This window comes from Blastomonas sp. AAP25 (genome assembly GCF_001295965.1).
Taxonomy (GTDB): domain Bacteria; phylum Pseudomonadota; class Alphaproteobacteria; order Sphingomonadales; family Sphingomonadaceae; genus Blastomonas; species Blastomonas fulva.
The window spans coordinates 176,052-191,031 of record NZ_LJHP01000001.1 but is presented as its reverse complement, the minus strand read 5'-3'; the positions used below and the strand labels follow the sequence as shown (position 1 = coordinate 191,031).

The following is a 14,980-nucleotide window of genomic DNA, read 5'->3' as shown; positions in this document are numbered from 1 at the left end:
CGATCAAGCAACAAAATTACAGGGAGCCTCATGTGAAGAAAACGCTGCTCGTCGCCTCCATCGTCGCCGCCTTTGGCATGGCGACGCCCGCCGTGGCGCAGGACAAGCCCGCGACCGATATCGTCTCGAAAATGTTCATCTGGTGGAACGAGGCGTTCAAGACGCCCGGTGCCTATACGCCCGAAAATTTCTCCAAGTTCTTCACGCCTGAAGCCACTCTGGTGCTCGAAGGTCGCACCGTCATCAACGGCGTGGACCAGTGGGCGACCCATTTCCAGAAGATCCAGTCGGGCGGCGGCGATGTCGAGATCGTCGTGCCGTTCAAGGATGTCTTCGAGGCCAAGGACCGCGTGTACACCTATCACGTCATCCGCTCGCGGCGCGATGGCAAGACGGGCTGCTCGCTCGCGGCAGGCCATGCAGAGCTCAAGGGCGGCAAGATCGCCTCGATCGTTCTGGTGCGGCACACGCTCGAAGCGGGCAAAGACCCGCTCGACGCCCAGTGCTGGACGGACTGACACCTTAAAGCTGCGACTTCGGAGAGGATTGGATCATTGGAACCGGCGGATATCACCGCCGGCGAAGAGGGGGTTTTTGACATGACATACAGCATCTATCGCACGCGCGGCGCTCGCCGTTTCACCATCAGCGCTGCCGCAACGGCGTTGATCGCAGGTCTTTCGGCCATGCCCGCTTATGCCCAGGAGGCCGAGGAATCGGTGGGCGCCAACGACATCGTCGTCACCGCGCAGCGCCGCGAGCAGAGCCTGCAGGATGTGCCGATCGCGATCACCGCGCTCAGCGCCGAGACGATCAAGAACCAGAACATCCAGAGCGTCGAAGACTATTTCGCGATGACGCCCAATGTCAGCTTCCAGTCCAACGGTTCGCGCGACCGCAAGGATCTCGCGATCCGCGGCATCTCGAACCAGCTCAACCCCTTTGCCGATGTGCGCCAGTCGAGCTACGCCTTCTATGTCGACGAGTTCAACGTCGCGGCGGGCACCAGCAACCCGCAGATCGTCGATCTGGAGCGGATCGAAATCCTGCGCGGGCCGCAGGGCACCTATTTCGGGCGCAACGCGGTGGGCGGCGCGATCAACGTCATCACCAAGAAGCCCGTCGACAGGTTCGAGGGCGAGTTCGAGGTCGGGTACAGCAGCTTCGACACCAAGCGTGCGCAGGGCGTGATCAACGTGCCGATCATCCCCGGTGTCCTCGCGTTGCGCGCATCGGGCCAGTTCGAGAAGTCCGACGGCAATATCCGCAACATCAACCGGATCGGCGGCGGCAACGACAGCGAATATTATACGGGCCGCGTCCAGCTGCGCTTCACTCCGATCGACGATCTCACCTGGGATTTCATGTACAATTATTCGGATGAAGAGGTGGGCATGCGCAACGGCGTGCCGACCGGCTTCGTCACCCGCACCTGGGCTTCGGTCTATTATGGCAGGACCGCCGGGCTGATCGGCGATCCCGATGGCGTCGGCTTCTTCCCGCAGAACAACAGCCGCGTGAACTTCAACCGCCCGCAAAGCGTCGGCACCAAGTTCGAATATTTCAGCACGCGCGCCGTGTGGGATTTCGGCATTGCAGAGCTGACGGCGGTCGGTGGGCATCTTGTCGCCGACTCGTTCAACTTCGGCGATGTCGATGGCGGCAGCCGCGACTTCTTCTATGAAGACCTGGTGCTCACCCGCAAGTCGACCAGCGGCGAACTGCGACTGCAATCGACGGGGACGCAGGTGTTCGACTGGAGCATCGGCACGTCGCTCGGCAAGGACACCGGGGTCAGCGACCAGTCCACCTTCCACGGCGCGGCCAGCCCGCTGTGTCCTGCTGCTCGGGCGGGCAATTGCAGCGGGCTCGAGGTGACAGGCGCCGACGGCAATAGCTCCAGCCGCTATTTCGCGATCTTCGCGCAGGGCACGGTCAACTTCTCCGAACAGTTCTCCGCCACTGCGGGCCTGCGCTATTCGTGGGAAAAGGTCACCAACGTCTCGCAGACCCGGTCGAACACGATCGTCACCGGCAACAACGACCGCGCTGCCGATTTCGAGGACCTGTCGCCCAAGTTCACGCTGACCTACAAGCCCAACACCGACCTCATGTTCTTCGCCACCGCCTCGCGCGGGTTCAAGTCGGGCGGCACGCAAACCACCAACAGCGCGGCGCTGACCAACGAGTTCACGCCCGAAACGCTGTGGAACTATGAATTCGGCTCGAAGTTCAATCTGTTCGACAACCGGCTGCGGGTCGACATCACCGCCTTCTACATGGACTGGAAGGACGTGCAGCAGACCATCCGCTTCCAGTTCATCGATCCAGGCACGGGGCTGCTGCGCGGGGTGAGCGGCATCGCCAACGCGGCCTCGGCGGAAAGCTATGGTATCGAAGCAAGCTTCGACGCGCGGCTGACCGACAACTGGAATCTCAGCGGCAATGTCGGATACAACAAGACCAAATATGTCGATTATCCCAATGCGCTGATCGACGGCGTGATCATCGACATTTCGGGCGAGGACCTCACCAACGCGCCCCAGTGGACGCTGGGTGCGCAGACCCAGTATACCGTGCCGATCGGCGAGCGGTTCGAGGCCTTTGCGCGCGCGGAATGGAATTTCCGCTCGTCGATGATCTCCAACCCCTTCTATTATCTCTACCAGAACGTCGCGGGCGAACCGTTCGAAAGCCCCAGCTATCACAACGTCAACCTGCGCCTCGGCATCGAGGACGAAAACATCCGCGCGGTGATCTTCGTCGAGAACCTGTTCAAGGCGGATTTCTATGCCAATGCCTATGAAAAGGCGTTCTACAGCGGCGTACAGGTCGAGCCTTCGTTCCGCGTCTTCGGCGCGAGCCTGGGCTACAAGTTCTGACATCGCCCGAGGGGACGGCTCTGGTCGCGGCCGTCCCCTTGGCTTATTCCAGGACAGGACCGAACAGCATTTTGGAGCAGGACAATGATCGATCGCCGGGGCTTCATGGGAATGGCCGCGGCGAGCGGTCTTGCGGGCATCGTGCCCGAAGCCCTGTTGGCGCAGGGCCTGAGCGCGGATAGCGCGCTTGCCGCGCTGTTGCAGAGACACAGCGAGGCCTTTCTGCGGCGATCGCCCGAGGAGGCGACCGGCAGCAATTTCGATGTCGGAGCCAATGCGGCGCTGCGCGGCCGGCTCGACGATCGCTCGATGGCGGCGCGGGCAACCGATCGTGCGGCGATCAAGGTGGCGCTTGCCAATCTGGACAGCATCAATGTGAGCGCGCTGTCGCCCCGCGCCAGGCTCGACCATGCCGTCGCGCGCTATGTCTATGAGACGCTGGCTGATCTTCTTGGTCGCTATGGCTATGTCGACGGCAATCTGCGGCCCAGCCCCTATGTCGTCAGCCAGATGAACGGCGCCTATTACTGGTTGCCGGACTTCATCGGCAGCCGTCACCCCATTGAGACCGCAGGTGATGTGGACGCGTGGCTCAGCCGGCTGTCGGCCTTTGCGCATGCGATCGATCAGGAAAGCGAGCGCATCCGCCATGATGCCGGGATCGGCGTCATCCCGCCCGATTTTGTTCTCGTGCGCACCATCGCGCAGATCAAGGGATTGCGTGATGGCGCGCCGGGCGATTCCGCGCTGATCGCGCCTGCGCTCAAGCGGATCCGCGCGCAGCAGCTTGGCGATGTGAGCGCACGCGCCTTCGCCGTCTTTCGCGACGAGATCCAGCCCGCGCTCAGCCGCCAGATCGCCGCGCTCGAGGCGCTGGCACCGCAGGCGGACGATCGCGCGGGCGTGTGGAAGCTGCCTGACGGCGAGGCCTATTATGCCGCAGCGGTGCGAGCGAATACCACGGTGGATATATCGCCCGGCGAACTGCACCGCATCGGTCTGGAGCAATGCCGCGCGATCACCGCCGAGATCGACGGGCTGTTGCGCAAGCAGGGGCTGACACAGGGCAGCGTGATCGCGCGGATCGCCGCGCTCAATACCGACGCGCGCTTCCGGGTCAGCGCCGATGATGCCGGGCGCGACGCGCTGGTTGCGCTCGCCACGCAGCAACTCGACACGATCAAGGCGCTGCTGCCAGGCGCGTTCAACAGCCAGACGATCAATCCGATCGTCGTGCGTCGCATTCCCCCGGCGATCGAGGCGGGCGCTCCGGGTGCGTTCTACTCCGAAGGCGCGCCTGGCCAGCCCGGGGTCTATTCGCTCAACCTCAAGAACCCCGGCGAGCATGTCACCTGGCGGTTGCCGACATTGACCCATCACGAGGGCATTCCGGGGCATCACTATCAGGCGAGCGCGCTAGCGCATGCGCCCGCGCTGCCGCTGTTCCGCCGCATCGTGCGCTTTTCGGCCTATACCGAGGGCTGGGCGCTCTATGCGCAGCAGGTCGCCGACGAACTGGGAGTGTATGAGAACGATCCCTTCGGGCGGATCGGCTATCTGCAGTCCAACCTGTTCCGCGCGGCGCGGATCGTTGTCGATACCGGGCTGCACCACCACCGCTGGACCAAGGCCCAGGCGGTCGCATGGATGGTCGAGAATGCAGGCGAGCAGCCCGAGGCGACCGACCGCGAGGTCACCCGCTACGCGGTCTATCCCGGCCAGGCGTGCAGCTTCAAGGTTGGCGCCAATGCCATCGTTGCCGCGCGCGAAACCGCCCGCAAGGCGCAAGGCACAGCCTTTGACGTGCGCGGCTTTCATGATCTGGTGCTGGCATCCGGGCCGATGCCGATGACCGTGCTGGATGCCGCAGTACGCGACTGGAGCGGACGCACCGCCTAGGCGTTTCAGCGCTTCATTTTCTTGGCCGAATTTTGACCGGGATCAAATCCCGATCGCAAAGTTGTCCGTACAACTATCGTGTCAGATCGCTTCCTCCGGCACCCGGCGCAGGGAAGGGGCGTGACGATATTGGTGAGCCCGAAGTCCGGAGTGCGCTGCCGCTTCCGGCCCGATGGAAAGGCCCGACACGATGACCAGCGATCTTCCACCTGCCTATACCGCGCTGATGCGCCACCCGATGATGCCGCGCACCAGCCACGACGAGGCTGCCCGGTTCAATTTCCTGACCCACTTCAACCGCTATGTGTCCGGCACGCTGGGGCGGGGCAACCAGCTGGCCTATGATGCCCGCGTGCTGCCCGCCTTTCGCGCGGAGCATGGTCGCGATCCGCAGCACCGCGACGAGATCCGCGAGGGGATGAACCGCGATCCGTTTCACCGCACATGGTCGGCGCTCAAGCGCAATTCGATGGAGATGCGGCAGATGAACGGCCGCCAGGCGGTGCTGCGCCAGCTCGACGCGCTCGACGCGCAGGCGCGCCAGTACAACGAGCATTCGGGCCAGCTCGAGCTCGATTCCGGAATCGTCCAGCCCGAATATCAGACCTGCGTCGACATCCACTGCCAGCCCGGCGGCTATCATGGCGAGGAACGGCCCGGGGATGTCACGGTCGGGGCGAACTATGACGTCGGGCTGTTCGCCACCACCGGCGGCGCGCTGGGCGCTCTCAACGATGGCGGCGGGCAGGCGGTGGTCGCCTGGGCCAAGGCCAACAGGCCCGGCTGGTCGCCCCGGCGGATCCTCGATATTGGGTGCACCATTGGCCACAATGCGGTGCCGATCGCGCAGGGCTATCCCGATGCGGATGTCACCGCGATCGACACCGCCGCGCCCAGCCTGCGCTATGGCGCAGCGCGCGCGGCGGGGCTGGGAGTGCGCAACATCCGCTTCGTTCAGGCCAATGGCGAGGACCTGTCGCGCTTTGCCGACGATCATTTCGACTGGGTGCAGACCACGATGTTCCTGCACGAGCTTTCCGCCGCATCGTTGCCGCGTATCCTTCGCGAGGCGTACCGCGTGCTCAAGCCCGGCGGGCTGATGCTGCATGTCGAGCAGCCGCAATATGGCCCGGATATGCCGCTGTTCGAACAGTTCATGCGCGACTGGGACGCCTTCAACAACAATGAGCCATTCTGGTCGGCGATGCATGGCGTGAACATGGAGCAGGCGATGGAAGAGGCGGGCTTTGATCGGGCGGAGCAGTTTTCCGTCGGCGTGCGCGCGGTGGTCGATCCGTCGATCTTCCCGCCGTCGCCCGATGGCGCGTCGGAGGATTATGGCCGCGCGGCGATCTGGAACGCCTATGGCGCGTGTAAGCCTGCTCGGGCGCAGGAGATGGCGGCATGACCGAGGGACTGGACTGGATCGAGCGCTCAGGCGCGCGCGCCAAGGGCCGCCGCCCCGCATTTTTCGACGAGCCCGCGGTCGACCGGCTCTATTCGCTGACGCTGGCGCTCGCCGCCGAACTGTCCGCGACGCGCGAGCGGCTGGATACGGTCGAGCGGCTGCTCGAGGCCGGCGGCAGTCTCAGACGCGAGGATGTGGAGGCGTATGCCCCCGACCGCGCCACCGGGCACGAACGCGGCGAGGCGACGCGCGCCTATATCGCGCGGATCATGCGCGGCTTTCAGCAGGAGGTCGAAGCGATGGAGCATCCCGATCCGCCGATCATGGATGTGGTCGAGGCACTGACCCGGCCCTGATGCCGGGCTGGAGGCAAATCAAAAAAATCGGGGGGATAGGGTGATAGAAGAAGTTCTCGTGCTGCGCTGGGTGCATATCCTGGCCATGGTGTACTGGCTGGGGGGCGAATGGGGCGTCTTTCAGTCGAGCTACAATGTCACCAACCCCGCCCTGTCGCTCGACGAGCGCAGGAGGCACATGGAAACCGCCTATCGCATCGACATCCTGGCGCGCACGGGGATCATCCTGCTGTTGCCGCTGGGTCTGCACATGGGGAATATTTATGGCCTGCAGCCCTTTGGCGGCGGCTATCTCACCGCGATGTGGCTGTTCGTCGCGGGCTGGCTGGGGCTGTGCTGGGGGGCGTTCTTCGCGCGCGAAACCGACACAGGTATCAGGCTCACCAAGGCCGACGAGGCGATCCGCTATCTGCTGATCCCTGCAATCTTCATCACCGGTATATCCTCGCTGCTGGGAAATGGTCCTTTCGAGGCGAGCGAGGGGATGCGCTGGTACGCAGCCAAGCTGACGCTCTACGGTTTTACCTTGTGCATCGGGCTGGGGCTGCGCTGGATCATGCGGCGCTGGACCACCCGTTTCCGGGCGCTGGCGCTGGGCCCCGATCCCGCGCAGGAGGCCGCGCTGGCGCGCGAGATCGGCTATGGCCGCATGATGGCCTATGTCTACTGGATCACCATTGCCGGAATCTGCTTCCTGGGCACGGTGAAGCCGTTCTGATCGCCGTGCCCTGGGCGGGTTACTCCGCTGCTACCCGCTGCTCGACATTCTGCGGGCCACGGATCAGCCCGCCCGGGCGTGCCTGAGTGACCTCGCCATTGCGGAAGGTGACCTCGCCCGACTTGATCGTCGCGACATAGCCGTCCGCCTTTTGCAACAGGCGCTTGCCGCCAGCCGGCAGATCGAACGCCAGCCACGGGCGGCTGAGGCGCAGCGCCGCGAAATCGATGATGTTGAGGTCGGCGAGATAGCCGGGCCGCAGCACTCCGCGATCGTTGAGGCCATAGAGCCGTGCCGTGTCATGGCACTGGCGCTTGACCGCCAGCTCCACCGGGATCGTCCCAGCCTTGCGGTCGCGCGCCCAGTAGCTCAGCAGGAAGGTGGGGGCAGCCGCATCGCAGATGGTGCCGCAATGCGCGCCGCCATCGGACAACGACACGACGGTGTCGTCGCGCTCGAGCAGGCCCTTGATGAAATCGAGATTGCCATCCTGGTAGTTGAGGATGGGCAGATAGATGAAGCCGTTGCCGTCATCCGCCATCAGCGTATCATAGGCAAATTCCGCTGCGTCCTTGCCTGCAGCGTCCGCCTGCAGCGCGATGCTGTCATCACGGGTTGGCTCGTAGGTGAAATCATCGTGCATGGCGAACTGCAGCGCAAAGCCTGCGGTCACCAGCATGAACAGCGCCGCGATATCGAGCGAGGGCGGGGGCAGATTGTCTTCGGCGAGCAACTGCGCCTTGAACGCGGGATCCTTGAGCTTTGCGAGCTGCTGATCCCAGGGAAGTTCTGCGATCGCGCGCCAGCTGGGGCGCTGGACGAACGGGTGCACCGTGCCGCGCCAGTTCATCACCACCCCGGTGCCGCGCAGCGAAATCTGCGCCACGACATTCCCGCCAGTGCGGTTGGCTTGCTCGCACGCCGCCATTTGCTCGGTCCATGTCATCTGCTTCATCGGCGATTGCAGCATGGCGAAGGTCACCGGCAGCCCGGTCTCCTTGGACAAAGCGGTCATCCAGTCGAACTCGTTCCATTCGGGTACCAGGTCGGACGCCATCTCGAACACGCCATAGCCGACATTGCCCATTGCGCGACCGATGCCGATCAGTTCCTTTGCAGTCGCCGTGGTACCGGGGACCAGCTCGCCGTCGATCGACTTGTGCAAGACGGTACGCGAAGACGAAAAGCCGAGTGCCCCCGCGCGCAGACCGTCCTCGACGATCCGCGACATTGCGGCGACATCGGCGTCGGTCGGCTCTTCGTTGCGCGCGCCACGCTCGCCCATCACATAGGCGCGCACCGCGCCATGCGGCACATGGGTGCCGATATCGATGGTGCGCGGGAGCTTCTCGAGCGAATCGAGATATTCGGGGAAGCTTTCCCAATCCCAGGTCATGCCTTCGGCAAGCGCTGTGCCCGGAATGTCCTCGACGCCTTCCATCAGGCCGATCAGCCACTGGTGTTTGTCGGGCGCAGCGGGCGCAAAGCCGACGCCGCAATTGCCCATGACCACGGTGGTGACGCCGTGCCAGGACGAAGGCGCCATGACGTCATCCCAAGTCGCCTGGCCGTCATAATGGGTGTGGATATCGACAAAGCCTGGGGTTACGATGTGGCCGCTTGCGTCGATTTCCTCGCGCGCGGGGCCGCTGACCGATCCCACTGCGGCAATGGTATCGCCGCTGATCGCGATATCGCCGACAAAAGGCGCGCCGCCCAGGCCATCATAGATAGTGCCGCCGCGAATGATCAGATCGTACATCTCAAAGCTCCTCATCCGTTCCGCCGCGCCCAGGTCTGATGCCGGGCTGCGCGGGTTTGGAGGGAATGCTAGCTTACCTGCACGGAAAGGGAAGGGGGTTGCAGCGATTTGCGGCGATGGGCGTCGTGCAGCCTAAGCGTCCTAAACCGCGTCCATCGCCCTGGCCACGCGGACGAAATCCTCCACGCTCAAGGTCTCGGCCCTGCGCGAGGCGTCGATGCCCTCGCTTTCGAGTGCCGCAAGTGCGCCGGGCAGACCCTTCAGGCTCTGGCGCAGCATCTTGCGGCGCTGGCCGAACGCCGCTGCGGTAAGCGCTTCGAGCCGCGACGGTGCGACGCCCTCGGGCATCGGCGCGGGGGTGAGGTGGACGATCGCCGACATAACCTTGGGCGGCGGGGTGAAGGCGCTGCGGTGGACCTTCATCGCCAGCCGCGCATGGCAGCGCCACTGGCTGAGGATGGCGAGGCGGCCATAGGCATCGTCGTTGGTGGCAGCGACGATGCGGTCGGCAACTTCGCGCTGGAACATCAGCGTCAGAGAGAGCCATTGAGGCGGCCAGGCCTTGCCCCCCAGCCAGCCGACAAACAGCGCGGTGCCGACATTGTAGGGCAGGTTGGAGACGATATGGCAGGGCCCGGGCATCACCTGGCCCAGCGGCAGTTCGAGCGCGTCGCCCTCGATCACCGTCAACTGGCCGGGGAAACCGTCTGCCAGTTCGGCAAGCGCGGGAAGGCAGCGGCGATCGCGTTCGATCGCGGTGACCCTGGCGCCGGCGCGCAGCAGCGCGCGGGTCAGGCCACCGGGACCGGGGCCGATTTCGAGCACATCGTGGCCATCGAGATCGCCCGGAACTGCGGCTATCCGGTCGAGCAATTGCTCGTCGAGCAGGAAATTCTGGCCCAGCGCCTTGCTGGCGGCAAGGCCATGGCGCGCGATCACGTCGCGCAAGGGGGGCAGGGCCGTCACGGGATTGCGCATCAGCCTTCGTATGTCTTGCGGTGCTGCCAGGCGGCGCTCGCCATGCGGATCGCGGCGATCATCGAGCTGGGGCTGGCGCGGTCCTTGCCGGCGATGTCGAAGGCGGTGCCATGGTCGGGCGAGGTTCGCACGATCGGCAGGCCGAGCGTCATGTTGACCGCATCGTCGAAGTGAAGTGCCTTGACCGGGATCAGCGCCTGGTCGTGATACTGGCACAAGGCGACATCATAGCGGGCGCGGGCGGCGGCGTGGAACATCGTGTCGGCGGGCAGCGGACCTGCGACATTGAACCCTTCGGCGCGCAGCTGGTCGATGGCGGGAATGATGATCTCGGCCTCTTCGCTTCCCATGCTGCCCTGCTCGCCTGCATGCGGGTTGAGCCCCGATATCGCCAGGCGTGGGCTTTCGATGCCGAAATTGCGCGCCATGCCCTTGGCGGCGGCGCGCGCGCGGTTGACGATCAGGTCGATGGACAATGCGCCAGGCACCTGCGCGATGCCGATATGCACGGTGATGGGCACCACCCGCAGCGACGGGCCTGCAAGCAGCATCGCGACATTCTGCCGCGCCACGCCGCAGGCTTCGGCGATGAACTCGGTCTGGCCGGGAAAGTTGAAGCCGACCTTCTGCAACTGGATCTTGGATATCGGCCCGGTGACGATGGCACAGGCGGTGCCGGCGCGCGCCAGCCCCACGCCCATCTCAAGCGCCTGCAATGCGCAGCGCGCACCATCGAGATCGGGCTGGCCGGGGACCACAACGCCGCTGTCGATCACCGGCAGCACGGGCAGCGCGGTGGCGAAGTGCGCGGGCGCATCCGATGGCGTGTCGATCACCGCGATCGGGCCGCTCCACACGCCTGCAAACGCGCGCGGATCGCCGATCGCGAAGAACGGGGCCAGCCCGTGTTCGTCGCGCGCCTGCCAGCTTTTCCCGATGATCTCGGGGCCGATGCCGGCGGGGTCACCGGCGGATATGGCCAGCAACCCGCTCACGCCCGGACAAGGTCCGCAGGCAGCATCAATTGTACTCGATCACCGCGTCCCGGCGAAGATCGCGCAGATAGATCTGCGCGCGGCGGTTGACCTTTTCTTCTTCCATATTGGCCATCAGCTGTTCGGCGCTGGGGCCGCCCTCGGTCTGCGGATCGTCACGGCCGCACAGCACCAGCACGCGCACGCCATCCTTGACCGATCCGAAAGGCTGGGTCGCCTCGCCGATCGACAGCGCGATCAGCGTGTCCTGCAGCGGCGCGGGCAGATCACGCACCGGAACCTGATCGTTGTTGGTCACCGTCGCGCCAAGCTTCGCGGCGATCTCGTCGGCAGAGCCGCAGCCCTTGATCGCACGCGTTGCAGAGGCGAATTCGGATGCACGCCGCGTCGCTTCACCCTCGGTGGTGCCGGGCGCAAAGGCGATCGAAAGCTGCTTGAGCCCCAGCAGCGCATCGCGCGGGTTGGCGGTGAGGATCTGGCGCTTGTCGATAAGATACATCAGCGAAAAGCCGCCGGGGATCTCGATCGGTCCGGCGAGCTGACCGACCTGCATGTCGCGCGCGACCACGGCGAGCGCCGGGGGAAGCTGGCCAAGCTGCAGCCAGCCCAGATCGCCACCGACCGCAGCGGTCGAGGCTTCGGAGAACTGGCGGGCATAGGCGACGAACGATCCGCCCTGCTGGAGCTGCTCGACGATGCGCGTGGCATTCTGGGCGACTTCGGCACGGTTCTGCGAATTGGCCGACAGATAGATTTCACCGATGCGGAATTCTTCGGTGCCCTTGGACGCCTTGAGCCGTTCGATGACCTCTTTGACTTCCTCTTCGGACACGTTGATGAACGGCGTGACGTTGCGCCCCAGCAGCCGCTGCCAGGCAAGCTCGCCGCGGATCTGCCGCTTGAGCGAGCGCGACGACGAGCCGATGCTGTCGAGATACTTGTCCAGAGCGGTGGTGTCGCGGCGGAAGTTCTGCGAAGCGACCTGCGCATAAGTGCGCTCGACCTGCGCCTCTTCCACGGTGATGTCGTTGGCCGCAGCTTCCTGAATCTGCAGCGTCTCGTCGATCAGGTTGCGCAGCACCTGCAGCCGCAGCCGCGCGCGCTCCTCTTCGGAAACGGGGGCATCATTGGCCGCCAGGATCAGCGCGACACGCTGGTCGATATCGGTCCCGGTGATGATCTCGCTGTTGACGATGGCGGTGGCGCGGCGGACATTGGGGTCCTGCTTGCCGAAGATCGTCAGACCTTCGGGCACGTCGAGCGTGGTCTCGGGCGGGGCCGCGTCGTCTCTGACGGTCTGGGCGATTGCGGGCAAGGAGATCCCCGCAATCAGCGACAGCAACAGCGTCTTTTTCGCCAGCTGACGGGTACGGATCGCGATGGTGTTCAATGCGTGCAAGCTCATATCTTCCTGAATGGAGAAAAGCGACCCTGTGCCCATCTTTCCGTTAACCGTGGATGAGCGGGGCGGTGAATATCGCCTTTGGGCTTAAAAGCCAAGGTTGCGCAAGGCAACCCGCAGCAGAAAGGTATCGCCGCGCTGCGCATCGCCCACCGGGATGTAGTCGCGCCGCCAGGTGACGCCCAGTTCCAGGCAGTCATCCTCATACGCGACGCCCAGCCGCGTACGGATCGGTTCGAATCCGTCGGACTGCAACCGGGGGTCTTCCTCGGCATTGCTGAGATCGACCACCGCCGCGCCGAACACCGACCAGTAGCGCGCCAAGCGGACGCGGCCTGCCACGCGCAGTTCCTCGCGGTCGGCAAGATCCTCGACCTCGGGGCCGATGTCGCGGTTGAGGCGCAGATAGCCGATCTGGGCATAGGTCTGCCGACCACCCACGGTGATGTCGACCTCGTTGCGGCGCACAGCCAGATTGTCCTTGTCCAGCCGGAAACGGTGGGTGTAGCGGATGAAGTTGCGCAGCTTGAGGTCGAACCGTCCGACGACATCGGAGGTGCGGTTGCCCAGCCCGGTGCCTTCGGGGAGGAAATCGCGCTCGTCATCGAAGCGATAGCTTTGCCCGACCACGGCGTTCAGCTGCATGCCGGGGCGCTGCAGCGACCACTCGACGCCATAGACGACCCGCACGCCCTCTTCCAACCGGTCATAGCCGGGCAGGCGGTTGAGCGCGAACAGGTTGCTGTCTTCGAGTTCGACGGCGCGCGAATCCTCGTTGGGGAGCTCGAGGTTTCCGGTCGTTGGCGTCGCGACGACCTGGACACGCGGGCTGAGCACCTGGGTGCCGCCAAACGCCTCGCCGACGAAAGGCCAGCGCATGTCAGCCGCCACCGATCCGCTGGCGCGCGCCTGCAGCCCGGATTCGCCGCGATAGATCAGCGTGTTGGTCAGCGCGTTGTCGCTGCTGTTATAGACGTCGCCGCGCGCCAGCGCGGTCAGCGTGAATTCCTGTCCAAGCCCGGTCAGCCGGCGCATGTCCCAGCGCGCCTGAGCGAAGGCGCGCTGTGTGTCCTGCCCGGCGGTGCGGGTGATGGCGAGCGTGTTGATCTGGAACTCGACCTTGCCGCCGGCAACCTGCTCGGGCAAGCGCAGCCGCCAGTCGACCACCGGCAGCGCGATGGGCACCTGGCCCTGCGGGTCGTTGACTCGCAGCGTCTGCGTCGCCCAGCCGGCGAGCGAGAAATAGCTGTTGGGGCCGATCCGCTCGGCCTCGACGGTCGAGCGCAGCCGGTCGTCGCGGCTGACATCATAACGCCGCAGGAACGTGCGGTCGGTGACTGCCCGGATCGACCCGCTGACGCTCCACGCCTCGCTAAGCTGGAACCGCCCCGTCGCGTCGAAATAGCCGCGGAAGTCATCTTGGCTGTCCGCTGCGATTCCGCCTGCACCCACCGGGATGCGCGATCCTGCGGTCGCATAGCCGGTGATCTGATACGCGCCGCGATCGGTCAGCGCGCGATAGGTCGCGTTGGCCATCGGCAGCGCCTCGGTGAAGACCGATCCGGTCACCGTAAGATCGCGATTGGGCGCAAGGTTGAAGTAGTAGGGCACGCTCAACTGCACGCCATTGGCCTGGCTGAAGCGGATGTCGGGAACCAGCAGGCCGCCGCCGCTGCCTTCGCCAACCGGGTGGCTGAGGCCGGGCATCGGGATCACCGGCAGCCCGAACAGCTCCAGGCGCGCGCCCTGATAGCGCACGCGCTTGTCGACGGGGTTGTAGACGACCTTGATCGCGCGCAGCTGCCAGCTCGGGTTCTTGGGCTTGCCGGTGGGGGTTTCGACCAGACAGGCGGAATAGGCGGCATTCTCAAGCGTGATGACGCCATCGTCGCGCACGCCGCGGGTGGCGACCATCCGGCCACCGGCTTCGAGCACCACCAGGATGTTCTCGATCACGCCGTCGCGGATGGTCTCGGTAAGCTCGATGGAATCGCCGTAGAGCTTGTTGCCTTCCGGGTCGGTGATCTGGACCTCGCCGTTGGCGCGGACCTCGCCCGACTTGCGATCCCAGGTGACGCTGTCGGCGACCAGTGACTGGTCGGCGCGGACCAGCAGGACGTTGCCGGTCGCGGTGACGACGTCGGCGTTGCTGTCATAATCCAGCCGGTCGGCGGTGAACTCGATCACCTGCTCGGCCTCGGGCTGCGCGCCGCTGACGCCGGGGGCATCATCCTGCGCATCGGCAAATTGCACGATGTCCTTGCGGTTGAAGGTCAGGTTCTCGCCCAGCAGATAGCTGGTGCGCGTGCACACCTGCTGATCCGCTGCCATGGCAGGCACCGCATTGGCTGTCAGCAAAGCTGATCCCAGCAGAAGATATGCCCGTTTAACCTGCAAGCCGTCCATCCATCGCTCTATCCGGTGGGGCTCGCGGTCAAGAATCGTCGACCGGCCTCTCGCCAGAATCGGCCCTATCGCACTGCGATGACGCAACTGCAAACCGCTTTCGACAGCCCGTGTAACGCTGCGGCAAATGCTGGCAAACACGATGAACCTGTCCTATCGCTTGCAAGTCTGGCT

General features: G+C 64.9%; 11 protein-coding genes. 6 read left to right on the top strand and 5 right to left on the bottom strand.

Annotated elements, in window-relative coordinates; translation table 11 throughout:
• Nucleotides 1-32 precede the first annotated feature (32 nt).
• The 6 genes from IP68_RS00955 (at nt 33) to IP68_RS00930 (ending at nt 7,263) form a co-directional block, all read left to right on the top strand.
• A complete protein-coding gene (locus IP68_RS00955; protein WP_231683597.1) occupies nt 33-518 on the top strand; it encodes a hypothetical protein in 486 nt (161 codons plus the stop codon).
• An 81-nt stretch (nt 519-599) separates the two neighbouring features.
• Nucleotides 600-2,882 carry a TonB-dependent receptor gene (locus tag IP68_RS00950; RefSeq protein ID WP_156317885.1) on the top strand — a complete coding sequence of 761 codons (2,283 nt, stop codon included), beginning with the start codon at nt 600-602 and terminating at the stop codon, nt 2,880-2,882.
• A gap of 84 nt (nt 2,883-2,966) precedes the next feature.
• The gene (locus tag IP68_RS00945) at nt 2,967-4,781 is read left to right on the top strand and encodes a DUF885 family protein (protein ID WP_054133076.1); all 1,815 of its coding nucleotides are present in this window, start codon (nt 2,967-2,969) and stop codon (nt 4,779-4,781) included.
• Between the two features lie 190 nt (nt 4,782-4,971).
• The gene (locus IP68_RS00940; RefSeq protein WP_082382052.1) at nt 4,972-6,189 is read left to right on the top strand and encodes a class I SAM-dependent methyltransferase; all 1,218 of its coding nucleotides are present in this window, start codon (nt 4,972-4,974) and stop codon (nt 6,187-6,189) included.
• Nucleotides 6,186-6,545, top strand: a complete 360-nt coding sequence (locus IP68_RS00935; RefSeq protein ID WP_054133074.1) for a hypothetical protein — start codon at nt 6,186-6,188, stop codon at nt 6,543-6,545. Before IP68_RS00940 ends, IP68_RS00935 begins: the two co-directional genes overlap by 4 nt.
• Nucleotides 6,546-6,585: 40 nt before the next feature.
• Nucleotides 6,586-7,263: a hypothetical protein gene (locus tag IP68_RS00930; RefSeq protein WP_197275681.1), complete on the top strand. Its 678-nt coding sequence runs from the start codon at nt 6,586-6,588 to the stop codon at nt 7,261-7,263.
• A 19-nt stretch (nt 7,264-7,282) separates the two neighbouring features.
• On the opposite strand, the gene IP68_RS00925 is transcribed toward IP68_RS00930, so the two are convergent.
• The 5 genes from IP68_RS00925 to IP68_RS00905 all read right to left on the bottom strand — a co-directional run bounded on the left by IP68_RS00925 (nt 7,283) and on the right by IP68_RS00905 (nt 14,731).
• The gene (locus IP68_RS00925; RefSeq protein ID WP_054133073.1) at nt 7,283-9,025 is read right to left on the bottom strand and encodes an amidohydrolase family protein; all 1,743 of its coding nucleotides are present in this window, start codon (nt 9,023-9,025) and stop codon (nt 7,283-7,285) included.
• Nucleotides 9,026-9,166: 141 nt separating this feature from the next.
• Nucleotides 9,167-9,991, bottom strand: a complete 825-nt coding sequence (rsmA, locus tag IP68_RS00920) for a 16S rRNA (adenine(1518)-N(6)/adenine(1519)-N(6))-dimethyltransferase RsmA (RefSeq protein WP_156317897.1) — start codon at nt 9,989-9,991, stop codon at nt 9,167-9,169.
• An 11-nt stretch (nt 9,992-10,002) separates the two neighbouring features.
• Nucleotides 10,003-10,998: a 4-hydroxythreonine-4-phosphate dehydrogenase PdxA gene (gene pdxA / locus IP68_RS00915; RefSeq protein WP_054133071.1), complete on the bottom strand. Its 996-nt coding sequence runs from the start codon at nt 10,996-10,998 to the stop codon at nt 10,003-10,005.
• Nucleotides 10,999-11,023: 25 nt separating this feature from the next.
• Nucleotides 11,024-12,403 carry a peptidylprolyl isomerase gene (locus IP68_RS00910; protein ID WP_082382033.1) on the bottom strand — a complete coding sequence of 460 codons (1,380 nt, stop codon included), beginning with the start codon at nt 12,401-12,403 and terminating at the stop codon, nt 11,024-11,026.
• Nucleotides 12,404-12,487: 84 nt separating this feature from the next.
• A complete protein-coding gene (locus IP68_RS00905; RefSeq protein ID WP_231683594.1) occupies nt 12,488-14,731 on the bottom strand; it encodes an LPS-assembly protein LptD in 2,244 nt (747 codons plus the stop codon).
• Nucleotides 14,732-14,980: the final 249 nt, after the last annotated feature.